This is a genomic window from Sulfuricurvum sp. (assembly GCF_028688295.1).
In the GTDB taxonomy this organism is placed as follows: domain Bacteria; phylum Campylobacterota; class Campylobacteria; order Campylobacterales; family Sulfurimonadaceae; genus Sulfuricurvum.
Genome location: NZ_JAQTYM010000018.1, coordinates 1 through 22,828, shown reverse-complemented (window position 1 = coordinate 22,828; position 22,828 = coordinate 1). Strand labels below are relative to the sequence as shown.

Genomic DNA, 22,828 nt, shown 5'->3' with positions numbered 1-22,828 from the left:
GCCTTTTTTTTTGCCATTTTTTTGGCAGGTAGGGTGGAAGTGGGTAATACCACTGAAAGGAGAAGTCCCCTTTTGTACCACAAAACCTTGATAGTCTTTTTCGTGTTGATGGCGTTTGCGCCCACTCTGCACTAATCAAAAACGAGGGATTAATCACCCCTCGGACTATCAACCTACCTTTCGCTATAATCACACCCATGAAAATCCTCCATGACCACCCCTCATTTATTATCGCCCACAAAAGTGCAGGTGTCAACTTCCACTCCGAAGGGGAAGCGGGATTTGTCGTGCAAGTCAGCGAGTTTCTCGGAATCCCTCTTTTTCCCGTTCACCGCCTCGATAAAATGACCTCAGGATTGGTGATTCTCGCTAAAAACTCCGAGACGGCGGCGCAGTTTGGCAAAATGTTTGAAAATAGAGAAGTCGAGAAATACTACCTCGCCATCTCAATGCGCAAACCGAAGAAGAAAATGGGGTGGATAAAAGGGGATATGGTAAGTGCACGGCGAGGTGATTATAAACTCCTCACAACGATGGAAAATCCCGCCATTACTCAGTTCATCAGTTGTGCATTACGAACCCATGAGCGATTTTTCCTCATCAAACCCCATACGGGCAAAACGCATCAAATCCGAGTTGCACTCAAAAGCCTCGGTTCCCCTATCGCAGGAGATGAGCGTTATGCGCAAGCCGATGAAGCACGTAAAGAGGAGCGAGGGTATCTGCACGCCTACGCATTGCGATTTCGTCTGAATGATGAAGCATTTGAGTTTGTTTCACCACCCGATGAGGGGGAGCGGTTTATGAGTGCAGAATGTAAAACACAACTCACGATCTGGAACCATCCGTGGGACCTGTTTTGAAAACCTTTACCACGGAATCCATGAGCGATATTCTCTCGTGGGCGACTGATCTCCTCAAAGAGGGTAATACTCTAACATTTGAAGTTCTTAATCCCGATATCGGTAGCGGAAACTACGCTGGTGAGCTCATCACAATCGATGGAACAAACTATCTCTATCGTTCCTACAAAGCATGGAGTGATCTTGCAGAACTGCTGTTTTGTAGGATAATGACTCCAAAACCACTCTCTGAACACACCGTTGCCATCACCTATAAAAAACTCGACCTCAGCGATTCATTTCACCGCAGTGAGGAAAAAGAGGAAAAATACGGCACCAACTCCCGTTTCGCCGCAATCCATAAAAACGAAGAACCCGCATTTCTCAGTCCCTATCTGCGTGCACTGCGAAGCGTCAAGGTCGGGGGAAAAAAACGGATTCTGAATCTGGGGATCAATACGGGGGATGAATTCGACCTCATCCGCTCTGTCCTCACTAGCGAAGAGTATAGGAACATAGAACTTGTCGGGATCGACTTTTCATCCAGTGCCATCACAATTGCGCGAGAACGATTCAATGAAGGGAATGCCACCTTTTATGTTCATGACATTAACGATCTCGCATCACTCGACTTAGGACGCTTCGACCTCATCATTACGATCGGAACCCTGCAAAGCTCGACATTAGAGTTTAAATCGCTGTTCGCATCGTTAGTGCAAGAGTATTTGAGTAAAGAGGGAGCGATGATTTTAGGCTTTCCAAACTGTCGTTGGATGGGTGGAGAGATGATTTATGGGGCTAAAGCACCGAACTATCCCTACTCAGAGATGTCGATACTGATCAAAGATATCTATTATTGTAAAAAATATTTGCAGCAAAAAAAGTTTCGAGTTACGGTGACGGGCAAAGATTATCTCTTTTTAACGGCGACAAAAATAGGATAAGTTATTTACTTCCACTCCAAATATCTTTTTTCGGTGCATGTTTACTATGAATCTCATTCATCGTATCTTCAGTTTTCAGATGATAAACCTCTTTATCAGGAGTAACACAAAAAATCTCATACTCTTCGATATGAGGGTTTTGTTTTACCACAACCTCTTTTATCTCTAACTCGTCTGTAAAATGGCGTATTGAAGCAACGGCATGAATGTCTTTCGTGGTAATCTTAACGATCAAATCACCTTTGTATCCTGCGTATGTATTAATATCCTCAATATCGAAATCGAGTGCGTATTGGATAATTTTTTTTCGTTCGGTTTGCATGATTCTCCTTCCTTTTATTGTAATTAACTTATTATAACCAAATTCGTCACTTAAATAGACATGTTATAATTATACATGAAAAATTTTATCCTATTTGACAATGACGGTGTACTCGTCGAAACTGAATTATGGTATTTTCGTGCTAATGAAAAAGCGATGAAAGAGTTAGGTGTAATCCTTGAACTCGATACCTACCTTGAACTAATGAAACATGGTGGAAACTGGTGGGAAATTGCCATGGAACAAGGTATTAGTGTTGAAGAGATTAATCGAGCACGCCAGCGGAGAAGTGACTATTATCAGCATTACCTACGTACCGAAAATATTTTTATCGAGGGGGTAGAAGAGGTACTAGACGATCTCTCACAACATTATCGGATGGGGATAGTAACAACGTCACGGCGAGTCGATTTCGAGCTCATCCACCACAAAAAAATATTGACCCGTTTTATGGAGTTTGTTTTGTGTGAAGAGGATTATCCGCGAGCAAAACCCCACCCCGATCCCTACCTCAAAGGTTTAGAGCTTTTTAATGCACACCCTCATGATGCAATCGTCGTTGAAGACTCCCAAAGAGGGCTAACCTCAGCGATCCAAGCCGGAATTGAATGTGTTATCGTCAAAAACGATTTTACGGCAAGTCATGATTTCAGCTCTGCCACTTACCGTATCGATACCTTATGTGATTTAAGAGGGTTGTTGACCTATTAAGCCTATTACGCTACGATAGAGTTTTAAGACAGAAGGACATTAATGCTAAAGCTCTTATGGTTAACGCTCTTATTCTTTTCTCATTTAACACTGTTTGCGCGCAGTGATGTTGAAGCCATCAATCTCTCCCTCCAATCACTCCAAAGCGATGAATCACTCCTTGACACGAGCGCATTAGACAATACCCTCGATCGTTACCGTGGAACAATCAAACCTCTCTATCATCGTTATACCCAAACAACTATAGAATTCGAAAAAATAAAATCAAAATTTGAAGCGGAAGATATACCCGTATTTTTTGCCCTTATTCCTTATTCAGAATCAAAATTTAATCCTACTATTCGTGGGTACGGTACTGCTGGTTTGTGGCAATTTGGAAAGCAAAGTGCTCGAAATTTCGGATTGACGGTAAAAAAAGGGAATGATGAACGTCTAAATCCTAGTCGCTCAACTGATGCAGCAATACGGTATATCAAATACCTCAAAAAAGAGTTTGGAAGCTGGTATTTGGCTGATTTTGCTTACGCAATGGGGGAAGGTACACTTAAACGGCTGATTCAAAAAAATGGGAGCAAAAAAATATCGGTACTGCTAAACGATCCCCATTTCCCATCAGGAACCAAAGCCCACTTTGCTAAAACACTTTTGTTGGATGCAAAAATTCATTATACTAAAGTAGATGAGGACAATAATGAATCTAAGTAAATCTCCCATTTTTAAAATGGGAGGAAATTTTTAGAAACGGTATCCGATTTTAACTTGTGCACGATAGTTATCTAAATCTTCTTTGATCCCTGATGTTAATTCAGCACTTTGTGTCCATTGCCATCGTAGATCAGCGCCGGTATAGAGTTCTTTACTGATATTGTATTTTAATCCTGTTCCAGCTTGCAGTGTAAAAACCGTATCACTTTTTTCTGCATCTGAAAAAATCACTCCAAAACCAGGACCAAATCCCCATTCAATACCATTGTTTAGTGTAATGAGATAATAAGGATTAAATTCAAGATTGGTCATCTTCAAACCATCGCTATCAAAATGATTTAACATGATTTGCTGTCTAAGATTATCCCAAGGCAAGGTAAAAACAGGGCAATCTAAAGATATTTCAATACCCACGGTAGAACCTTCAGCACTTACATTTTTGAGATTCATATAACCTGTTGTTACACCTACTTGAATATTTGGACAAAAATTCTTATCCAAAATAGGGAGCACTTTAAATTCTTGAGCACTCGCTACAGATCCTAATAAACAGGATGCTAACAGCACTCCTTTAGTACATTGTGAAATTTTCATCTCTTCTCCTAAACTGAATAGTTATGAGAAGAGTATAGCAAAGTAATTTTATAAGATTATTAAAATATGTGATAATAGTGTGATATATGCAGAAGAGTTCCCCTAAGGGGAAAAATTAGCCGATGTTAGTATAAACCGCTTGGACGTCATCGTCCTCTTCGAGTTTATCGATTAGTTTTTCGATATCCGACATCTGCTCATCGCTGAACTCTACCGGAGAGTTTGCGATACGCTCTAACGCGGCGCTATCAGGGGTTATTCCCATATTTTCAAGCTCAGCTGAGAGTGCTCCGAATGCAGTATATTCACCGTAAACACTCACTTCACCCTCTTCTTCTTCAATACTCTCAAGTCCCGCATCGATGAGTGCGAATTCAAGCTCTTCGAGATCCATAGCAGGTTTTGGGAATCGGAACACCGCTTTGCGGCTAAACATGAACTCAAGGGAGCCATTGTTAAGCGTTTCCCCTTTGGCACGACCGAAAATCGTACGAACATTGGAAATGGTGCGCGCATTATTATCGGTAGCACACTCTACAAAAAAGAGAACGCCGTGAGGCCCTTTTCCCTCGATGTTCATCTCCGCCAATGAGATAGCGTCTTTACCTGAGGCACGTTTGATCGCCGCGTCGATATTGTCTTTTGGCATATTTTGCGCTTTTGCGGTCAAAATCGCACTGCGGAGTTTCGGGTTCATATCGGGATCTTCCCCACCCTCTTTTGCCGCCATTGTGATGATTTTGCCGAGTTTAGGAAATACTCTCGACATATTCCCCCAACGTTTCATTTTTGCCGCTTTGCGATATTCAAACGCTCTTCCCATACGGTACGCTCCCTCGAATTAACTTAAAAAATTGTGAAATTATAGCTGTTTTAAGGGATTTAAACAACTCCAATTACTCCTCATAACAATGTTTAACTCCTTTATGCTATTCTACAAAACTAAACTCTATTTCTAACCCATTTCAAAAGGGTATCTATGTCATCTAAAAAATATTTTTCTTCTCCTTTTGTCAGAAATCTTTGGCAAACCATTGCTATTTTAATACTCTTTATTGCAACCTTTTTTATCTATGTTTATGCTGAAAAACGGATCGATCGTGCTAATGAATTACGTCTACGCTCTTTTTTACTGGCGGATGAATTACGACAGTCTTCAGATGATTTGACCCGTATGGTCCGTACCTATATTGCTACCGGAAATGTCACCTATAAAAATCATTATCAAGAGATTCTTGATATCCGAAACGGAAAAATCCCTCGCCCCCTACACTATCAAAATATTTATTGGGATTTGGTAGGATTGGATAACCAACGTCCTCGCCCGCAGAGCAATCAATCGATCCCTTTGATCGACAGGATGCGTGAAGCAGGTTTTAGTGATATCGAGTTAGCTAAACTCTCCGAAGCAAAAAACAACTCTGATACACTCACCCAAACTGAATTTGTTGCAATGGCACTGATCGAATCATCAACGCTCGCTTCTGCCGAAAAAGATATACAACGGCAAAAAGCTCTTGAACTTCTCCATGATGAAGCCTATCATAACGCTAAAGCCTCAATCATGCAACCTATCGAAGAATTCTATAATTTAATGAGCAGCCGAACAACAGCAGCCGTTCACTCTGCTGAAACGGCGGCCTTAACACTACGGATTATTTTAATTATATTTGGAATTTTTTTGCTCTTTATGCTTTGGCGTTTGCACAATACACTGCAAATAATATTAGGAAGTTCGGTCGATGTTGTTCATGAATACATTACCCATATTGGTAGCGGAGATTTTTCACATCCTATAGAGGTTAAAGCAACCAATAAAGAGAGTATTTTAGGATGGTTAGGGGAAACTCAACATAAACTCAAAGAACTTATTGCGAACAATGAACGGCTTAAAAAACTCTACTCAGCCCTCAGTCAATGTAATCAAGCGATTGTACGTTCTACTAATACAGCAGAACTTTTCCCAATTATCTGTCGTGATGCAGTCCATTTCGGCGGGATGAAAATGGCATGGATCGGAATGCTCGATGAGTCAAACCAAATACTGATGGTACATAATTCCTATGGAAAAGGCACCGATTATCTCAAAGAGCTTACTATCACAACCGATCCGAATGACCTAAGTAGCCAATGTCCTACCGGTCGTACATTACGTGAAAATCACCCTTTTTGGTGTCAAGATTTTCAGAATGATCCAACAACTTCAAAGTGGCATGAACACGGTAAAAAATACGGTTGGGGTTCATCTGCCGCTCTTCCGTTGGTATGTAATGGAAACGTTATTGGTGTGTTTTCTCTGTATGCTGAATCGATAAATGCTTTTGATGAAGCAGCGCAAAAACTGCTCATAGAGATGGCTATGGATATCAGCTATGCTCTTGAGAGCTTTGAACGTGACTCTGCACGTAGAAAAGCGGAAGATGCTTTACAAAAAAGTCAAACCCATCTCAAAACAATTATTGAAAATGAACCCGAATGTGTCAACCTTGTAGATTCGCACGGAATGCTTTTGGAAATGAACCCGGCTGGATTGGAAATGTTGGAAGCCGCAACACTCGAAGAGGTACAAAAATACAACTTGATAGATTACGTTCTTCCACAGTGGCGTTCTCTATTTGTTGCTTTGCACAAAAAAGTCATGCATGGAGAAAGCGGTATCTTAGAATTTGAAATTCAAGGTCTCAAAGGGAGAAAACGGTGGCTTGAAACCCATGCAACACCTCTACGTGATAGCGATGGCAATGTTACTATACTATTAGGAATTACACGTGACACTACCGAACGAAAAGAAAGCGAAGAGAGAATTCGTTATTTGGCAAATTTTGATAACCTTACTGGTCTGCCAAACCGGACACAACTCGATAGCCATATCAAAGATTTACTAAGCCTAGCTAAACGTAACGATACAGATATTACTGTTATGTTCCTTGATCTTGACCATTTCAAAGATATTAATGATTCTTTGGGTCACAGTGCCGGTGATAGACTTTTGGTCGAAACAGCAATGCGCCTTAAATCATTATTGAGAGAAGAAGACACGATAGCTCGAATGGGTGGTGATGAATTTATTATTCTACTCCCCAATGTTTCATTCAATGGGGCATCTCAAGTAGCTCAAAAACTCTTAAATGCATTCAATAAACCTTTTCAAATCATAGAACATGAACTCAGTATCAGTGCTTCGATCGGTATTGCCCTCTATCCTCACGATGGAGTTGATTTCGAAACCTTATATAAAAATGCTGATACGGCAATGTATCGAGCGAAACAAGACGGGCGAAACAGCTTTTGTTTTTTCACGGAAGAGATGCAACACCACTCTATCCGAAATCTCGAAATTAGTAATGCCTTGCGTCATGCACTTGAACGCCATCAGCTCTATCTGCACTACCAACCTCAATTTTCAACACACGAAAAAAGAATTATCGGAGCTGAGGCTCTGTTACGTTGGAATCACCCTGAACTAGGGAATATCTCACCCGCTGAATTCATACCGATCGCAGAAGAAAACGGTACTATTTTACCCATAGGAGAATGGGTACTACGTACCGCCATCCAAACTGCTAAAGAGTGGAATGATCAAGGCACCTTTCCTCTCATTATGGCCGTTAATCTATCCGCCGTACAATTTCGCTCTTCCAACTTACCGATTCAAGTTGCTACACTCCTCGATGAAATAGGTCTTCCACCTGAGTATTTAGAACTCGAGCTGACAGAAAGCGTGGCTATGTATGACCCGCAGAGGGCGATCAATGTCATGAATGAGTTGCATGCGCGCGGGGTTCGAATGTCAATCGATGACTTTGGAACCGGTTATTCATCTCTAAGCTATCTCAAAAAATTCAATATCTACAAACTCAAGATTGATCAATCGTTCGTTCGTGATATCAACGTTGATCCTGAAGACAAAGCAATCGTTGCCGCCATCATCAGTATGGCCAAAAGTTTAGGGTTACAAACGATAGCTGAGGGAGTAGAGACCATTGGGCAACTCAATTATCTCTATGAACAAGGGTGTGATGAGATTCAAGGCTATTATTTCTCGAAACCTCTTTCCAAAGAAGAGTTTGAGTCTTTTAAGCTCCAATGATAGGTTTAGAACTTTAGTATAAAAAGAGAGGGGCGCCCGTAGGCAGTTTTATTTGTCGATAAAAACGACATCACTTTGTATGTTATTAAAGAGAAGTGAGCGATTATCGACACGGTGTTGGTAAAGAAAAGTATTCGGTTCCATCGAGCGTAGAACCGTGGTGTTGTAATAATAAGCATTCGTACAACGACCGACAAAAAGGAATGAAAACAGCAACTTAATACGCGGATTCTCAAACATCTCGTGCGGCTGTGCCAAGAACGTAAGACCGAACTTTTTGAGATTAACAAGATCGAAAATATAGAACATAAAATCTTCAAATCGGGTATAAAACCCTTCTAAACTTGCAATCTCTTGCATGATATAGTAGTAGTTATCCAAAAGTTCACGTTTTTGCATCATTTGGGAAAGTTTACTTTTGATGTCACGTTTACTGGCAAAAAACGAAGGACTGACCGCCATATAAATGTTTTGACGCGCTGCTATCGACGCATCCAAAGCGGCGTTAAAATCATCACTCTCATCAAAGCACATATAGTGAAAATCACTGCTCGTTTTAAATTTCTCTTCGACTTGGTCTGGTGTCGGATTGGAGAAATCGAGATACAGCGTCGGGATACCGCTATCGATAACGAATGCACGAATTTTATTGGCAAGGTGTGTTTTACCCGAACCCGGCTCTGCCAAAATGAGGGTATTTTCGCGTAAAACGCGATCTTGAAGTTCGAGGGTAGCAATAGAGCTTTTAAATTTTCCAATTTTTCGTTTCATGTTTATGTCCGTAGTAAGAGATAATAGAGAGAGACAGTATAGCGGATTTCGAGAGAAAGGAGGATCAGATGTAGCGAATAGTGACGTGTTATTGCCACTGCTCTTGCGTAATCGTAACATCACCGCGATCACTGTGAAGGCCGAGTTCTCCATCACTAATATTGCATTGAAGCCGCATGGAGCGCTCACAGAGTTTCTCGATGTCTTCTAATTGCAGGTGTATCACACGGAGGTTTTTAAACCGTGCAAACGTCGCACCGTATTGTCTCCACCACGCAGTAGCACTTTTGAGATTATAGGTGTAGACAATCACATTTTCTGCTCGTCCGCACGCTTTGCGGAGCCGTTTTTCATCCATCTGTCCCAAATCGATCCAGAGGGTAATATCACCGCTGTAATCTTTCTCCCACAGTTCGGGTTCGTCGTCTCCGCCGATCCCTTTTGTGATGACGAGTCGATCCGAGGCGTTGAGGGCGAAAGCTACGAGGCGGATCATAAGACGCTCATCGGTCTCGGAGGGGTGTTGGGCTATCGTAATCTCATGGGTCTCGTAGTAGTTGCGATCCATATCGGCAATACTGAGTTGTGCTTTGTAGATCGTCGAACCTGCCGCCATGAGAACTCCCTTGTAAGTGTGCAATTATGGCATACGGGGGCTTATAATGGAGCTATTAGCGGATAAATGGTAAAATTCGAAATGATACAAACCATACCGATTGAAACCTTTTTAGAATCCAAAAATATCTATGACCTCATCATCGATGCGCGAAGTCCGCACGAATACGGTGAATCTCATATCCCCTCTGCGCAAAATTTTTATGCGCTGAATGACGAAGAACACCACGAAGTCGGCACCATTTACAAACAAATTTCCCCTTTTGAAGCACGCGTAAAGGGAGCTTCATACGTCTGCCTCAATGCGGCGCGTCATATTCACGATATCTATCCCGCTTTCACCCCCAACTCGCGAATCGCGATCTATTGCGCACGCGGCGGGATGCGTTCCTCTTCTTTAGGTACTATCTTCTCAAACATCGGCTACCGAATCGACCGCGTGATCGGGGGATATAAATCGTACCGAACCTTTGTCACCGGATATCTGGATGCTCTCCCACCGCTCAATTTTATAACCCTTAGCGGAAATACGGGATGCGGCAAAAGCGACCTCTTAAATGAGTTGGACAATGTCATCGATTTGGAAAAAATGGCGAACCACTACGGTTCGGTCTTCGGGGATGTCAACGGCGCACAACCGAGCCAAAAAGAGTTTCAAAATCGGCTCACCCATGCCCTCCTCGCCCTAAAAGCAGAAAAAAAGGGGTTTGTCGAAGCCGAAAGCAAACGGATCGGAAAAATCATGCTCCCCTCTTCTTTGTACAAGCAGATGGAGTCGGGATTTCGCATTGAAATCACGGCTCCTTTGGAACAACGGATAGAGCGGATTATGCGGATGTACGACTCGATGGACGAGAGCTTTTTCATGGAGCGGATGGAGAAAATCTCCCCCTACATCAGCCGTGATGATAAAACCTCCGCTATCGCCGCATTTGAAAACGGTGATCTCCCCCGTGTTTCTGAGATATTGCTGACGCAGTATTACGACAAAGTCTACAAAGTGACGATCAAACCCGACATGAGCATCCACAACGATGACCCGCTCAAAACGCTCGAAATTCTCAGAGGGATTCAAGATGAACAATGAGGCAAAATTAACCAAATTTGTCCGTGCTTCGGGATGCGCCGCCAAACTCTCCCCTGGCTCGCTCGAAAACGTCACCTGCCATCTGAAATCGTTTCACAAAGATCTCCTCGTCGGATTTGAGGGGAATGAAGATGCGGGGGTTTATCGGATCACTGATGATTTGGCGATGGTGCAGACGGTCGATTTTATCACCCCCGTCGTGGATGATCCCTTCATCTACGGTCAAATCGCGGCGACCAACTCTCTGAGCGACGTATTTGCGATGGGGGGCGATGCGAAAACCGCCCTCAATCTCGTCGGATTTGACGGCAAAAACCACTCCACCGAAGTGCTCACCGAGATTCTACGCGGCGGACAGAGCAAAGCGCAAGAATGCGGAGCGGTGATCGTTGGGGGACATACGATCGAAACCCCTGAGATGCTCTATGGTCTCTCATGCACCGGATTCGTCCATCCCGATAAAATCCTCCGTAACAACACAGCCCATGTGGGAGATCTTATTGTCCTCACCAAACCTCTTGGATTGGGGATTCTGATCACCGCCATCAAAGCCGATCTATTGGATGAGCCTACGGTGCTAAAAGTCGCAGAGACAATGCGCACTCTCAACTATAAAGCCTCCCTCATCGCACGGGAGTTTGACGCCCATGCGTGTACCGACGTAACGGGATTCGGTTTTTTAGGTCATTTGGCGGAGATGAGCGGAGGGACAAAATCGATCGAGGTGGAGAGTTCCGCCGTCCCGTTTTTCGCCGAAGCGGTTCCGATGGCATCGATGGGGATCATCCCTGCGGGAAGCTATGCCAACAAAGAGTATCTCGAATCCAAAGTACACTTCAAACGTGACATCGGAGCCGATCTGGAGATGATCCTTTTTGATGCGCAGACATCAGGGGGGCTTTTAATCGCTGCTACCCCTGAAAATGCCAAAAAAATTGCAGAACGGTGTCTGAACGAGGGGATACCCGCAGCCATCGTCGCACAGGTTATCGCCAAAACCGATACTGATATTATTGTAGGATAACACGATGCATAGACGCGAATTCATTAAAACAACAGCACTTACAGGGGCGATATGCCTTACCCCCTCTTTTCTTAACGCCTCTTCGACACCGACGCTCAAAGAGCCTCTTGCGGTATATAAACTCAGCTGGAAATTTGATCTCTCCCACCACAGCGCAAATGCGTGCGCCCTCTGGGTTCCCCTCCCCTCTGATATCAACGGATTTCAACGCCTTATCGAGCTTGGAGATTCAACCGAGGCAGAGACCCATTTCGAGAGCGATCATAACCGTTACGCCGCCCGTACTTTTTATGCCCATTGGGACAAAAGTGCCCAGAGCAAAACACTTGATCTATCAATGACATTGGCATTACGAGACCGTCAATGCGACTTCCGCCCCAAACGGATCTGTCCCGAAACGCTCGTCCATGCACGTGAGTTTCTAGCCCCGAGTGCCCATATTCCCACCGACGGAGCCGTTGCCAAAGTGGCTAAGATCATCGTTGGAGGAGAAAAAAATCCCCTCAAAAAAGCCCGTAAAATCTACGACTGGATTGTGGCGAACAGCTACCGTGACGAGAGTGTCCAAGGGTGCGGAGTCGGAAGCCCCAACGCTATGCTCTCCCAACTCGAACAGGATGGTCGTATGGGGGGAAAATGCCTCGATATGTCGGCGCTCTGTGTCGCACTGATGAGGGCATCGAATATCCCCGCACGGGAAGTGATGGGGATTCGTATCGGAGCCTCACGTCTCTCTCCTGCGTTCGGAGCGGGGGAAGATATCACCAAAGCGCAACACTGCAAAGTGGAATTTTTTATCCCGAATATGGGATGGATACCGTGCGACCCCGCCGACATCACCAAACTGGTACTCAAAGAGGGAATTGAGAAAAACTCCCCCCGCGCGATGGAACTGGCAAACAAGTTCTTCGGCTTTTGGGAGAACAACTGGATGGCACTCAACCACGCCCGTGATTTTGACCTCTACCCCGCCAATACCCAAGGCTCGCTCGACTCATTCGGCTACCCGTACGCCGAAGTGGACGGAGAATACCTCGACCCCTTTGATCCGAAAAGCTTTTCTTATACGATCCGCTCCGCAAAAGAGGCTTGATGACTCTCGACTGCCGTGATATGGATTGCCCCCGTCCTGTACTAGAGACGAAAAAAGCTCTCGATGCCCTCCCTGAAGATGCGACTCTCACCGTAGAGGTGAACACCCTCAGCGGACGGGAAAACTGCAAGCGTTTCGCCCTCTCACAGCACTGTACCTTTGCGGAAGAGACTCTAAGCGATGGAGCGACACGCCTCACTATCGTCAAAGGGAGAGGATACGTTGAGAACGACGAGGAGAACCCTGTCGATATTATGATGCAGCAGGAGAGACGCAGTGCTGTACTCGTACTGTTCGGTGCACTCATCACGGCACTTCTATCCGCCTCATGTTGCATCGTTCCGACCCTTTTTATGGTGTTCGGAATCTCCTTCGCAGGGGTTATCAATGTTCCTGAACTCAACAGTTATCGGTGGCTATTTACCGCCTTTGCCGTTTTGATGCTGAGCATCGGATTTTACCAAATGGTGATCAAAAAACAGATCGAATGCGACTGCGTCCCGAGCCTCACTTCTAAAATTCTGTTGATCCTTTTTTGGGGCTTGTTTCTCTTTAGCCTTGCCGCCCTCTTCTATCCCTACTATGAGGTATTGATATGGGGAGAATAGCCCTCAGCTTGCTTCTGTTAGCCTCTCTCGCGTACGCCAAAGAGTGGAAGCTCCATATCAACGGAATGCACTGCATCGCCTGTACACTGGCGGTCAAAAAAGCGTTGATGAGTGTCTCGGGAGTTCAAGAGGCGAAAGTGAATTTTAAAAATGAGAGTGCGTTAGTTATAAGCGATGAGAAAGTTACGCTTAGGATGATGCAGGATGCTGTGGCACAGACAGGGTATAGTGCAATACCGATGGAACAGAAATAGAATTTCTTACGTAATCGGATAGATTTGGAACTATGTCATTCTAGGACTTTTATATATCTTCTAAATATTTTATCTATGTCCTTTATAAGAGAGGCTGTCATTATATATTCCAATATCTTTACGTATTTCTGACAAAAAGTTTAATGCTTTAACACGAAAAATAGAAAATGAATAATCATCATTTTCAAGTGAATCATAAATGTAATCAATCATCTCATTAAAAGCATCAAATACATTTTGAGGTGCAAAAAGTGCCAATTGAGCTATCAGATGCAATCTTTGTCGATCAAATTCTTTGATATGCTCTGTACTCAAACCATTCTTGATAAGAACAGATATTTCAACTAATGGAATTGTTATAACCTTGTAAAGTTCAAGTTTTTGCTGATAATTAAAAGAGTTTTTTTGTGCCATAGATTCTAAATGACTTTTAAATTCAGATAATTCTCGATCATGCTCAATTTTTTGATTCCGTAAAATACGATCAGCCCAAACTTTTCCTAAAAAATTTGATAAAGCGAAAACAATAACTGAACCTCCACCTAGTGATAAAAGTACAGCTTGTGCAATTTCGAAAGCTTCTTTATTCAATATAAACTCCTACTAAGATATTCAAGAATATTTGAATATCTTTATCCTGCTTTTTCCAAATGTTGTGCCAAAAACATCTTCATAATCGCTTGACGAGCAACTCCGAGCCGTTTCGCCTCATAATCGAGTCTCTCAATCATCCATACAGGCAAATCGAGATTCACCCGTTTTTGCTCCAAATTAGGACGGCGTGCCGCAGACCAATCGACAAATTCGGATATATCCTCACCGTTGTCAAATGCTTCATCAAACTCTTGAACTGTTTTCATAATATTCTACCTCCACATCTCGTGATCTTCTCACGGAAATAATTCGGATCATTTCTGACCGATACGTGATGACAGCAGACCAGTGTTTTTTCCCGATTTTTCCAATACAGATAAAACGCTTTTCTTCGGAAAAACTCAAAGGAGCTTCAAGCAAATTTTCATCATGCCATAATGCTTGAGCTTCATCGAAGTCAATGCCATGTTTTGCTTTATTCGCATCACTTTTGTTGCTATCATATTCAAATTTCATACCAATAGTATACCAAATTTAAAAATAAAATGAGTTAGGAAATGGATTCCCGATCAAGTCGGGGAAGACGGGAGAGAGGAATCACTCTTTTAAATCTTACTCTTCGTTTAATTTTCTCTCTAATTTCTCTAATACCTTGATCTCTTTTTCGAGCTGTTTTTGCTCTTTTTTCACGGTGCAATTTGCAAGCTTTTCTTTTTTAGAGAGGATTTTTTGCTCCATTTTTATCTTTAACATCTCTTGCTGCTCAATTAATTTATCACTCTGTTTTTTTTGGATTCGATCAAAAAAATCGGTAATTTTTTTCACTAACCTTTTCATTTTCATAGTTTTTCTCCCATTTCTTGTAAGGTATTATCAGTGATCCATAAAACTGTAGCGACACGAATAAGACGTTTGATAATATCATACGCAAAAGCACTGTCATTTATAATAGAGGTCGCCATATTAGTATCAATTTTATTCTCACGAATCAAATTATCGATTCTACCATTGTTGATTAAATCAAGATGCTTGATATCGTCTTTTAGTACTTCAAGCTTTGAAACCACTTCTAAATCATCTCCATTACTTTGAAGTAGATAGATCGTATCAAGTGTTTTAGCAATTTCGGAACGGATAAAATTGTACTCTTCCAAAAGATATTTGTTCTCTGAATTAGCATACTTAGCAATATTTTTTTGTATTTCTTTCACCGCTTTTAGGGCTTCAACAATATTACGTGAAGCGTTTTTGAACTTATAGGCTTTGGTTTGCGTTTCGGTATCAAAAAAAGATTGTTCTGCCATCACCGTAAAATGGATAATATCACCATAAAGCGCTTTGATTTTTCGATCATACAACTGATCAATATTCGTATCAATTTGTTCTGTAGAAGCTTTTACCACCTCTTGAATGTTCTCTTTACCATAAAATGCATGCCGATGAAGAGACAGAGCATGAGCGAATCCTTCCGTCGCATTATCATACAGATGAACAACCTCTTTACGCAGTGCAGCAACCGCTGCATCCGGGATCATTACAACAACATCATCAAGATATTGTGCCCTATCAATGACATCTTCCTCTTTTTTGAATAGCCCTTCTAAATAGGTAACTAGTTTAAATGTGAAAGGGGCAACGATGAGAACACCCATAATATTGAAAATCGTATGGAATAACGATAGTTTCATTGCGTAGTCGTTTTCGGCAATACCGATATTAACCGCTAAAATATCTACCAAATGCGCTAGTTGATACAGTAAAATGAATGCTACGGCACCTGTAATAACATTAAAGATAAGATGGGCAACCGCCAAACGTTTTCCGTTCGGGTTAGAGGCCATTGCTGCAATAATGGCAGTAATCGTCGTACCGATATTAGCCCCAATAGCAAGTTCAAGTGCATTTAAATACCCAATCTGACCAGCTGCCAATGCCGTAATGATCAACGCTACCGTCGCACTACTCGATTGGATAATAATAGTTGCTACAATCCCTATAAGGACAAATAACACAGCTCCTAAATAACCGCTCATTGCATATTGCGCTAAATTAATCCCCTCTTTCAATCCGTCAAATCCATCTTTCATGTAATCAATGCCCAAAAAGATAAACCCAAGACCAACCAAAATATTCCCAAATCCCTGATAGCTTTTTTGAGAGTTAAATCGTAATATAACCCCAAAAATCAACATCGGCATCGCAAACGTAGCAATATCAATCTTCATCCCAAAAGCAGAAACAATCCATGCTGTTGCAGTAGTTCCGATATTCGCACCGAAAACGACCCCTATTGCACTCGAGAGACTCATCAAACCTGCACTTAAAAAGGAGATAACAATAACAGTAATAAGCGAAGAACTTTGAACAACCGATGTTACTACAAAACCCGTTCCAATCGCTTTTGGCAGAGTATTGGTACTCTTTTCCAAAATTTTTTCAAGTACCCCTCCACTGAAGAGCTTGAATCCCTCGTCCATAAAAAGCATTCCGATTAAAAAGATCGCAATCCCTGCAATAATCACTTTCGATTCACCATTCGAAAATAAAAGGGCTCCAACACCCATCAAAAAGAGTGGATAAATTATTTTTTTATACACCATTATCCTTATTTCATTTGAATTATTAATGATTGATTGTAACACGATTTTAAGAAAAAAGAAGAAGAAATTCCCGCCAAAGCGGGAAGTGGAAAATAGGGTTAACTTACCCTTTTACTTTTGCTTCGATCGTTGCAACGATACTTGGATCTTCGAGAGTCGAGATATCCTGAGTGATCGCTTCGCCTTTCGCGATAGAGCGGAGGATGCGGCGCATGATTTTACCTGAACGGGTTTTCGGCAAGCCCGGTACAAAAACGATATCATCACAAATAGCGATGTTACCGATCTCTTTCATAATCACTTTGTTGATCTCTTTGACCATCTCCATCTCTTCGCCGACGGTGTCTTCGCTTTTGAGAACGATGTAGGCGAAGATTCCCTCACCTTTGATGTCGTGCGGTTTACCGACAACGGCTACTTCGGCGACGTTCGGGTGTTTTTTACATGCCGCTTCCACTTCGGCGGTTCCCATACGGTGACCTGAGACGTTGATAACGTCATCGGTACGTCCTGTGATGGTGATGTATCCCTCTTCGTCGTAGATTGCGCCGTCACCCGTGAAGTATACCGGCTGACCGTCTTTTTTAACATCACCGAAATACGATTTCACGAAACGCTCAGGATCGCCCCAGATTCCACGAATCATTGATGGCCAAGGACGGGTTACACACATATAACCTGGCTCACCTGCTTCGACTTTGATACCCGTTTGAGGATCAAGGATTTCAGCGATGATACCCGGAAGCGGGAATGTCGCACATGCAGGTTTGATCGGCGTTGCACCCGGCAATGGAGAGACGATATGTCCTCCCGTTTCCGTTTGCCAGTAAGTATCAACGATCGCACATTTGCTTCCGCCGACTGCCTCATAGTACCATTTCCATGCCGGAGGATCGATCGGCTCACCGACGGTTCCAAGGACTTTGAGAGAGGACAAGTCATATTTTGCCGGCTCATCTTCACCCATTTTGTGTAATACGCGGATTGCGGTCGGAGCGGTGTAGAATTGGTTGATTTTGTACTCTTCGACCATTTTCCACGGACGTCCTGCATCCGGATAGGTCGGAACCCCTTCGAACATAACAGTAGTCGCACCCATTGCTAGAGGACCGTAAACGATATAGGTATGTCCGGTAATCCAGCCGACGTCTGCCGTACACCAGTAGGTGTCATTTTCTTTGACATCAAATACCCATTCCATCGTCATTTGTGCCCAAAGGATATAACCTGCAGAGTTGTGTTGAACCCCTTTTGGTTTTCCGGTAGAGCCTGAGGTGTAGAGGAGGAAAAGAGGATCTTCAGCATCCATTACTTCCGCTTCACAAATGCTTGATTGGTATTTGATCAGTTCGTTGTACGAATAGTCGCGTCCCGCTACCCAAGTGATGTCTTCATTATTACGCTCGACGACGAGGACTTTCTCAACCGGAGATTTTTCATCGATCGCTTGGTCAACGACCGGTTTGAGCATGTATGGTTTGTCTTTACGAAATGCTCCATCAGCGGTGATGACCACTTTTGCCTCGGCATCTTCGATACGATCTTTCAACGCTTCAGACGAGAATCCACCGAAAACGATCGAGTGGATCGCACCGATACGAGCACATGCGAGCATCGCGTATGCCGCTTCAGGGATCATCGGCATATAGATGACGACACGGTCACCTTTTTTGACATGAAATTCGTTTTTCAAAAGGTTTGCAAATTTATTGACGTTGTAATAGAGTTCAAGGTACGTAATGATTTGTTTGTCACCGCGATCCCCTTCGAAAATGATCGCCGCTTTGTTTTTGCGTGAGCTTAGGTGACGGTCGATACATTGGTGGGCAACGTTCAATTTCCCATTCACGAACCATTTGTAAAACGGTGCATTACTCTCATCGAGCACTTGAGTGTAGGGTTGAAACCAGTCAATTTTCTCATTCGCAAAACTGCCCCAAAAACCTTCATAGTCCTCATTTGCCCATGTTTGAAGATCATGGTACTCACACATATTTTTGATTCTCGCTTGCTTAGCGAACTCGCGGTTCGGTTGAAAAGTTGGTTTTACGATATCACTCATAGGTAAGGCTCCTTGTGTTTAGTTTAATTTTGTCGTATTTTTTAATTTAATATAGACCATTGCGGTCATAATCGCGTCATTCAACGCATTGTGCTGTCCCATCCTCGGGATGTTTAAATCTCGGAGGATTGTATCAAAGCGTAAATCAATGTTTCCTTGGGGAATCAAAGCAATTTTTTTATCAAAATAAAGCCCTGAAATCTCAATCTGTTTATGGGGGAGTTCACACCCAAGCCATGGCTTAATGAGACGATTCATCATCGCCATATCAAACTCTAAATAATACCCAACCAAGGGACGATTTCCAATAAATTCAAGAAACTTTTTTGCCCCTTCTAACGGCTCATAAGCATGTTCCAAATCACACGGGCGGATGTGGTGAATTTTAATACTTTCACTGCTGATTTCACGAGAAGGTTTTAAGAATATCTCAAAACTCTCAGAGGTCAAAATACGGTCTCCTTTAACCTTCACAGCACCAATGCTAAGAACAGCATCTTTTTTAGTATTCAGCCCTGTCGTTTCAGTATCAAATACCACCACTTCATCCCCTAAATAGGGTTCAAACATCCATGCAAAGTTCTCATCATTTAAACCACGACGATTCCATGCACGTTTGATGGACTCAAACATCACACTACCATTCCTAAATGAAAATGGTACGTGAGAAACTTTTTGAACGTATTTACAATTTTAAACGCATCTTTTAGTAAGTCTTTTTCTGCTTTACTTAGCAATTTCGGATTCACGTAATTTTGTTCATCACTTCCTTGCTTTTGCGCGAGAATGAAATGCAAACGGATACTGAGTAATGTGTCATACGCTTCTATGAGCTCATTGGCAAAGGCGCGGTCGAAGAGTCCCAAATTGTTGAGTTCTTTTATCCGTTCAGTCGTATTTGTAACGGAAATTTTATGTTCAAGTGCTAAAATACGGACACCATGAACAATTGCAAAAATTCCCCCTTTTTTAATGTCAAATTCACTAACATGTTCAGCTCTTCCCAAAACAAAACTGCCAATCAAACTTAGAGGCGTTTCAAAAGCCAAAGCCACTTTCGCCAAATGTGCCAAAATATCACTTCGACCTTCAAAATGCTCAAACAAATAATTTTGACACTCATCTAAAAGTGTTTCATCCCCGGCAACACACTGCGCATCCAGAAAAATTGACAACCCCATCAACGCTTCTTCGTTAAAGGTGTCGATCCAATCACTAATGAGATTTTTATACCCACCGACACTGCGGCGCCAGTACGGGTTAGATACCATCACATTGCCACTGCATTTTGGGAATCCTAACTGTAAAAGATAACCATTTAACTGCATCATGTACGGTTCAAATACCCCTTCATCTTCACCATCGTGAATAATCAAAGCGTTATCCTGATCGGTGCGCAGAATCTGTTCACCTCTTCCCTCAGAACCCATCACAATCAACGCGCATTTAGTTTGCAACGCTTGCGGGACAACCATCTCAAAAACCTTACGATACACCTTCGCATTGAGTTCACTGACGAGTTTAGAAACATAACGAACCCTTACCCCTTTTGAAGTTAAGGAACGGATAAGGTGGGTAAGTGATCGCTGTGCATTTTGAAGTTCATCAATACTCACCGCTCGATCAATCGATGCGGCAATCAGATGGGTATGATTTGCAAAATGGCTTAGTAAATCAAGTTGTTCTAGTATCCCAACGATTTGATCATTTTCGATAACAATCAAACGTTTAACACCATATTTCGTAAAGAGTAATAATGCATTAAATAGAAAGTCGCTCCGCTCAATGGTTATCAACCCGTATGTCGCGATCTCGTGAATCGGATCGTTTCGGCTTTTGTCACTAAGTAGTAACTTCTCACGCAGATTGGTATCGGTTACGATACCGATCTCTTCACCTTTTTTGACCAAAATAACATTCGCATTTTGATCCGCCATTTTCCGTAGAGCTTCACGAATCGGGGTATGCGCCTCAACAAAACACGGTGTATGAAGATAGATTTCATCGACACGGGAGACCATAAAAGGGGTCAACTCATTTTGGTGCTGACGCTCTTTTAGGTTTTGGTGTTTGGTGATAAAGTCTTGCATAAAATAGTTTTGAAAAGGTTCGACATCTTGGAGAAGGTTGAGGAAAGATTCTTTGGGAAGTTCATAGCAGATGAGATCTTCGGCAACACTAAAGGTGCTTTGGGTATTTCCGTATATAAGAGAGTTCGCGTCAAAGCTGTCGCGCTCCCCATACACATTTTGGAGTTCACCCTCGATGGTTTCGTTGACAATGCCTTTGATAATGATGTAGAGTGATTCCGCCCTCACCCGAGGAGCGATAAGTACCGTCTCCTTCGGATAATAGGCGATGTCCATCTGGGTCATCAATTTTTCAATCATCCTCTCGCCCAGCAGGTCGAAAGGGTGAATTGACATCAATAGTGCTTTTTGGTCAAACAGACTCATAGGTTAATGCTCCACCGCACCCTCAGCACCGATACCCGTTTGACTTCGGATAAATTGTGCTTCGTATGCCTCTTTCTCTTTTGCCGCATTATCAGATTTGTCGGTAATCGAGAAGAACCAGATTCCGATAAACGCTGCACTCACAGAGAAAAGAGCCGGATATTTGTAAGGGAAAATTGCTTCCGCATTTTTCAATACATCCACCCAAACGGTTGGCCCAAGTACCACAAGAACAGCCGCTGTCAATAGTCCCAGTGATCCACCGAGCAATGCACCGCGAGTGGTGAGTTTAGACCAATACATAGAGAGGAACAAAATCGGGAAGTTCGCAGATGCTGCAATAGCAAATGCCAAACCAACCATGAACGCGATATTTTGATCTTCAAATGCAATACCGAGATAGATTGCTACGATACCCAAAATAACGGTTGAGACTTTAGAAACTTTCATCTCCATCATTCCATCCGCTTTCCCTTTACGGATAACACTTGCATACAAATCGTGTGAAATCGCAGATGCACCGGCCAATGTAAGACCCGAAACAACCGCAAGGATCGTTGCGAATGCAACAGCTGAGATAAATCCGAGGAAGAAATCGCCGCCCACTGCGTGAGAAAGGTGAATTGCCGCCATATTGTCGCCGCCGAGGATCGGAGCACCGCCGTCAACCGCTTGTTTCGCAAGGTCAAGATATTGTGGGTTTTGGAAAACCATAACGATTGCACCGAAACCGATGATAAACGTCAAGATATAGAAATACCCGATAAAACCTGTCGCATAGAAAACCGATTTACGTGCCTCTTTTGCATCGCTAACGGTGAAAAAGCGCATAAGGATATGCGGAAGACCTGCCGTACCGAACATCAACGCTATTCCCAAAGAGATCGCAGAGATCGGATCACTGACCAAACCACCCGGAGCCATAATAGAGGTTGTCTCTTTCATTTGTACCGCAGTCGCAAACAAGGTTTCAAAGTTAAAGTCATAATGAGCCATAACCGCAATCGCCATAAATGTCGCACCTGAGAGGAGCAAGAACGCTTTGATGATTTGAACCCATGTTGTTGCGAGCATTCCCCCGAACGTTACGTAGAGGATCATGAGTACACCGACAAGGATAACCGCGATCTCATAATCAAGACCGAAAAGAAGTTGGATCAATTTTCCCGCCCCAACCATTTGAGCGATCAAATACAATACAACCGTCAAGATCGAACCAAACGCCGCCAATGTACGGATAGGTGTTTGACGTAAACGGTACGATGCAACGTCTGCAAACGTATATTTACCGAGGTTACGGAGCTGTTCAGCCACCATAAACAAGATGATCGGCCAACCGACCAAGAACCCGATTGAGTAGATCAAACCATCATACCCTTTCGCATAAACGAGAGCAGAAATACCCAAAAATGATGCCGCTGACATATAGTCACCGGCAATCGCCATACCGTTTTGG

Annotated in this window: 24 protein-coding genes; 10 read left to right on the top strand and 14 right to left on the bottom strand. The window is 42.9% G+C overall.

From position 1 onward, the window contains the following. Window positions 1-197: 197 nt before the first annotated feature. Both PHR02_RS05820 and PHR02_RS05815 read left to right on the top strand, forming a co-directional pair. Window positions 198-863 carry a TIGR01621 family pseudouridine synthase gene (locus PHR02_RS05820; RefSeq protein ID WP_299990135.1) on the top strand — a complete coding sequence of 222 codons (666 nt, stop codon included), beginning with the start codon at window positions 198-200 and terminating at the stop codon, window positions 861-863. Then, window positions 860-1,786, top strand: a complete 927-nt coding sequence (locus PHR02_RS05815) for a class I SAM-dependent methyltransferase (protein WP_299990133.1) — start codon at window positions 860-862, stop codon at window positions 1,784-1,786. Before PHR02_RS05820 ends, PHR02_RS05815 begins: the two co-directional genes overlap by 4 nt. Before the next feature lies 1 nt (window position 1,787). On the opposite strand, the gene PHR02_RS05810 is transcribed toward PHR02_RS05815, so the two are convergent. Beyond that, window positions 1,788-2,108, bottom strand: a complete 321-nt coding sequence (locus PHR02_RS05810; protein ID WP_299990131.1) for a hypothetical protein — start codon at window positions 2,106-2,108, stop codon at window positions 1,788-1,790. A gap of 75 nt (window positions 2,109-2,183) precedes the next feature. Here PHR02_RS05810 and PHR02_RS05805 point away from each other — a divergent pair, with 75 nt between their 5' ends. After that, a complete protein-coding gene (locus PHR02_RS05805) occupies window positions 2,184-2,819 on the top strand; it encodes an HAD family phosphatase (protein WP_299990129.1) in 636 nt (211 codons plus the stop codon). A gap of 42 nt (window positions 2,820-2,861) precedes the next feature. Then, window positions 2,862-3,524, top strand: a complete 663-nt coding sequence (locus tag PHR02_RS05800) for a lytic transglycosylase domain-containing protein (protein WP_299990127.1) — start codon at window positions 2,862-2,864, stop codon at window positions 3,522-3,524. Window positions 3,525-3,554: 30 nt separating this feature from the next. Here the strand turns inward: PHR02_RS05800 and PHR02_RS05795 are convergent, their stop codons facing one another. Together PHR02_RS05795 and PHR02_RS05790 are read right to left on the bottom strand one after the other, a co-directional pair. Continuing rightward, the gene (locus PHR02_RS05795; RefSeq protein WP_299990125.1) at window positions 3,555-4,118 is read right to left on the bottom strand and encodes an outer membrane beta-barrel protein; all 564 of its coding nucleotides are present in this window, start codon (window positions 4,116-4,118) and stop codon (window positions 3,555-3,557) included. 115 nt (window positions 4,119-4,233) lie between these two features. Next, window positions 4,234-4,941, bottom strand: a complete 708-nt coding sequence (locus tag PHR02_RS05790; protein ID WP_299990123.1) for a YebC/PmpR family DNA-binding transcriptional regulator — start codon at window positions 4,939-4,941, stop codon at window positions 4,234-4,236. 156 nt (window positions 4,942-5,097) lie between these two features. Here PHR02_RS05790 and PHR02_RS05785 point away from each other — a divergent pair, with 156 nt between their 5' ends. Beyond that, window positions 5,098-8,208, top strand: coding sequence for an EAL domain-containing protein (locus PHR02_RS05785; protein WP_299990121.1), 3,111 nt, complete (start codon window positions 5,098-5,100; stop codon window positions 8,206-8,208). A gap of 48 nt (window positions 8,209-8,256) precedes the next feature. On the opposite strand, the gene PHR02_RS05780 is transcribed toward PHR02_RS05785, so the two are convergent. Further along, window positions 8,257-8,979 (bottom strand): ATP-binding protein, encoded by a 723-nt coding sequence (locus PHR02_RS05780; RefSeq protein WP_299990119.1) that lies wholly within the window; start codon window positions 8,977-8,979, stop codon window positions 8,257-8,259. 88 nt (window positions 8,980-9,067) lie between these two features. Next, window positions 9,068-9,595: a YaeQ family protein gene (locus PHR02_RS05775; RefSeq protein WP_299990117.1), complete on the bottom strand. Its 528-nt coding sequence runs from the start codon at window positions 9,593-9,595 to the stop codon at window positions 9,068-9,070. Window positions 9,596-9,661: 66 nt separating this feature from the next. On the opposite strand from PHR02_RS05775, the gene mnmH reads away from it, so the two are divergent. The 5 genes from mnmH to PHR02_RS05750 are packed head-to-tail and all read left to right on the top strand — an operon-like array spanning window position 9,662 to window position 13,660. After that, the gene (mnmH, locus tag PHR02_RS05770) at window positions 9,662-10,681 is read left to right on the top strand and encodes a tRNA 2-selenouridine(34) synthase MnmH (RefSeq protein WP_299990115.1); all 1,020 of its coding nucleotides are present in this window, start codon (window positions 9,662-9,664) and stop codon (window positions 10,679-10,681) included. Further along, the gene (gene selD / locus PHR02_RS05765) at window positions 10,671-11,705 is read left to right on the top strand and encodes a selenide, water dikinase SelD (protein WP_299990113.1); all 1,035 of its coding nucleotides are present in this window, start codon (window positions 10,671-10,673) and stop codon (window positions 11,703-11,705) included. The genes mnmH and selD overlap by 11 nt, the downstream gene beginning before the upstream one ends. Window positions 11,706-11,709: 4 nt before the next feature. Next, the gene (locus PHR02_RS05760; RefSeq protein WP_299990111.1) at window positions 11,710-12,798 is read left to right on the top strand and encodes a transglutaminase-like domain-containing protein; all 1,089 of its coding nucleotides are present in this window, start codon (window positions 11,710-11,712) and stop codon (window positions 12,796-12,798) included. Next, on the top strand, window positions 12,798-13,406 hold the full coding sequence (locus tag PHR02_RS05755; protein ID WP_299990109.1) for a sulfurtransferase TusA family protein: 609 nt from the start codon (window positions 12,798-12,800) through the stop codon (window positions 13,404-13,406). Before PHR02_RS05760 ends, PHR02_RS05755 begins: the two co-directional genes overlap by 1 nt. Beyond that, window positions 13,394-13,660, top strand: coding sequence for a heavy metal-associated domain-containing protein (locus PHR02_RS05750; protein ID WP_299990107.1), 267 nt, complete (start codon window positions 13,394-13,396; stop codon window positions 13,658-13,660). Before PHR02_RS05755 ends, PHR02_RS05750 begins: the two co-directional genes overlap by 13 nt. Before the next feature lie 69 nt (window positions 13,661-13,729). Here PHR02_RS05750 and PHR02_RS05745 read toward each other — a convergent pair whose 3' ends face one another. The 9 genes from PHR02_RS05745 to PHR02_RS05705 form a co-directional block, all read right to left on the bottom strand. Continuing rightward, on the bottom strand, window positions 13,730-14,251 hold the full coding sequence (locus PHR02_RS05745) for a hypothetical protein (RefSeq protein WP_299990105.1): 522 nt from the start codon (window positions 14,249-14,251) through the stop codon (window positions 13,730-13,732). Window positions 14,252-14,292: 41 nt separating this feature from the next. Next, window positions 14,293-14,520, bottom strand: a complete 228-nt coding sequence (locus PHR02_RS05740; RefSeq protein WP_299990104.1) for a CopG family antitoxin — start codon at window positions 14,518-14,520, stop codon at window positions 14,293-14,295. Then, a complete protein-coding gene (locus PHR02_RS05735; RefSeq protein WP_295066845.1) occupies window positions 14,498-14,770 on the bottom strand; it encodes a BrnT family toxin in 273 nt (90 codons plus the stop codon). The genes PHR02_RS05740 and PHR02_RS05735 overlap by 23 nt, the downstream gene beginning before the upstream one ends. Window positions 14,771-14,866: 96 nt before the next feature. Further along, window positions 14,867-15,091, bottom strand: a complete 225-nt coding sequence (locus PHR02_RS05730) for a hypothetical protein (protein WP_299990101.1) — start codon at window positions 15,089-15,091, stop codon at window positions 14,867-14,869. A gap of 2 nt (window positions 15,092-15,093) precedes the next feature. Next, complete coding sequence (locus tag PHR02_RS05725) at window positions 15,094-16,854, bottom strand: Na/Pi symporter (RefSeq protein WP_299990099.1); 1,761 nt, start codon at window positions 16,852-16,854, stop codon at window positions 15,094-15,096. A 103-nt stretch (window positions 16,855-16,957) separates the two neighbouring features. Next, window positions 16,958-18,916 carry an acetate--CoA ligase gene (gene acs, locus PHR02_RS05720; protein WP_299990097.1) on the bottom strand — a complete coding sequence of 653 codons (1,959 nt, stop codon included), beginning with the start codon at window positions 18,914-18,916 and terminating at the stop codon, window positions 16,958-16,960. An 18-nt stretch (window positions 18,917-18,934) separates the two neighbouring features. Beyond that, window positions 18,935-19,549 (bottom strand): 3'-5' exonuclease, encoded by a 615-nt coding sequence (locus PHR02_RS05715; RefSeq protein WP_299990095.1) that lies wholly within the window; start codon window positions 19,547-19,549, stop codon window positions 18,935-18,937. Next, entirely contained in the window at window positions 19,549-21,372 is a 1,824-nt protein-coding gene (locus tag PHR02_RS05710; RefSeq protein ID WP_299990093.1) for a putative nucleotidyltransferase substrate binding domain-containing protein, read from the bottom strand. Before PHR02_RS05710 ends, PHR02_RS05715 begins: the two co-directional genes overlap by 1 nt. Window positions 21,373-21,375: 3 nt before the next feature. Next, window positions 21,376-22,828, bottom strand: a 1,453-nt coding sequence (locus tag PHR02_RS05705; protein WP_299990091.1) for a cation acetate symporter, incomplete at its 5' end; no start/stop codon positions are given.

Excerpts from the sequence above, each read along its gene's own strand:
- PHR02_RS05820 (WP_299990135.1), top strand. The coding sequence starts at position 198 with ATGAAAATCCTCCATGACCACCCCTCATTTATTATCGCCCACAAAAGT.
- PHR02_RS05810 (WP_299990131.1), bottom strand. The coding sequence starts at position 2,108 with ATGCAAACCGAACGAAAAAAAATTATCCAATACGCACTCGATTTCGAT.
- PHR02_RS05805 (WP_299990129.1), top strand. The coding sequence starts at position 2,184 with ATGAAAAATTTTATCCTATTTGACAATGACGGTGTACTCGTCGAAACT.
- PHR02_RS05800 (WP_299990127.1), top strand. The coding sequence starts at position 2,862 with ATGCTAAAGCTCTTATGGTTAACGCTCTTATTCTTTTCTCATTTAACA.
- PHR02_RS05795 (WP_299990125.1), bottom strand. The coding sequence starts at position 4,118 with ATGAAAATTTCACAATGTACTAAAGGAGTGCTGTTAGCATCCTGTTTA.
- PHR02_RS05790 (WP_299990123.1), bottom strand. The coding sequence starts at position 4,941 with ATGGGAAGAGCGTTTGAATATCGCAAAGCGGCAAAAATGAAACGTTGG.
- PHR02_RS05785 (WP_299990121.1), top strand. The coding sequence starts at position 5,098 with ATGTCATCTAAAAAATATTTTTCTTCTCCTTTTGTCAGAAATCTTTGG.
- PHR02_RS05780 (WP_299990119.1), bottom strand. The coding sequence starts at position 8,979 with ATGAAACGAAAAATTGGAAAATTTAAAAGCTCTATTGCTACCCTCGAA.
- PHR02_RS05775 (WP_299990117.1), bottom strand. The coding sequence starts at position 9,595 with ATGGCGGCAGGTTCGACGATCTACAAAGCACAACTCAGTATTGCCGAT.
- mnmH (WP_299990115.1), top strand. The coding sequence starts at position 9,662 with ATGGTAAAATTCGAAATGATACAAACCATACCGATTGAAACCTTTTTA.
- selD (WP_299990113.1), top strand. The coding sequence starts at position 10,671 with ATGAACAATGAGGCAAAATTAACCAAATTTGTCCGTGCTTCGGGATGC.
- PHR02_RS05760 (WP_299990111.1), top strand. The coding sequence starts at position 11,710 with ATGCATAGACGCGAATTCATTAAAACAACAGCACTTACAGGGGCGATA.
- PHR02_RS05755 (WP_299990109.1), top strand. The coding sequence starts at position 12,798 with ATGACTCTCGACTGCCGTGATATGGATTGCCCCCGTCCTGTACTAGAG.
- PHR02_RS05750 (WP_299990107.1), top strand. The coding sequence starts at position 13,394 with ATGGGGAGAATAGCCCTCAGCTTGCTTCTGTTAGCCTCTCTCGCGTAC.
- PHR02_RS05740 (WP_299990104.1), bottom strand. The coding sequence starts at position 14,520 with ATGAAAACAGTTCAAGAGTTTGATGAAGCATTTGACAACGGTGAGGAT.
- PHR02_RS05735 (WP_295066845.1), bottom strand. The coding sequence starts at position 14,770 with ATGAAATTTGAATATGATAGCAACAAAAGTGATGCGAATAAAGCAAAA.
- PHR02_RS05730 (WP_299990101.1), bottom strand. The coding sequence starts at position 15,091 with ATGAAAAGGTTAGTGAAAAAAATTACCGATTTTTTTGATCGAATCCAA.
- PHR02_RS05725 (WP_299990099.1), bottom strand. The coding sequence starts at position 16,854 with ATGGTGTATAAAAAAATAATTTATCCACTCTTTTTGATGGGTGTTGGA.
- acs (WP_299990097.1), bottom strand. The coding sequence starts at position 18,916 with ATGAGTGATATCGTAAAACCAACTTTTCAACCGAACCGCGAGTTCGCT.
- PHR02_RS05715 (WP_299990095.1), bottom strand. The coding sequence starts at position 19,549 with ATGTTTGAGTCCATCAAACGTGCATGGAATCGTCGTGGTTTAAATGAT.
- PHR02_RS05710 (WP_299990093.1), bottom strand. The coding sequence starts at position 21,372 with ATGAGTCTGTTTGACCAAAAAGCACTATTGATGTCAATTCACCCTTTC.